Origin of the sequence: Nocardioides sp. R-C-SC26 (assembly GCF_021246465.1) — a bacterium.
Taxonomy (GTDB): Bacteria; Actinomycetota; Actinomycetes; order Propionibacteriales; family Nocardioidaceae; genus Nocardioides.
On record NZ_JAHRHK010000107.1, the window covers coordinates 1 to 301 of the forward strand.

1 protein-coding gene is annotated in these 301 nt (G+C 69.4%); it reads right to left on the reverse strand.

Going from position 1 to position 301, the window contains the following annotated elements:
- Positions 1-241: PIN domain-containing protein (locus KSO97_RS17645; RefSeq protein WP_232682161.1), on the reverse strand; the 241-nt coding region annotated here is incomplete at its 3' end.
- Positions 242-301: the final 60 nt, after the last annotated feature.

The following is a 301-nucleotide window of genomic DNA, read 5'->3' on the forward strand; positions in this document are numbered from 1 at the left end:
GGTTCAGCTCGACCCGCACCGTGCCGCCGACGTCACCGATCGCGACGGGCTCGTCCAGTCGGCCGTGGATGACGCGGGGCTCGTCGAGCATGCGCAGCGCCGTTCGCGCGAAGTAGCCGAGTTCGGGGTGATGCCGCTTCCCCTCGAGCTCGGTGATCACGACGACCGGCAGCACCACCTCGTGCTCGGCGAAGCGCTTGTGCGCTCCCGGATCGGCCAGCAGGACGCTGGTGTCGAGCACATAGGTGCGCGTGTCCGCGCGGTGGGACTTCTTCGTCCCCGCGGACTTGCCGGAGGACTT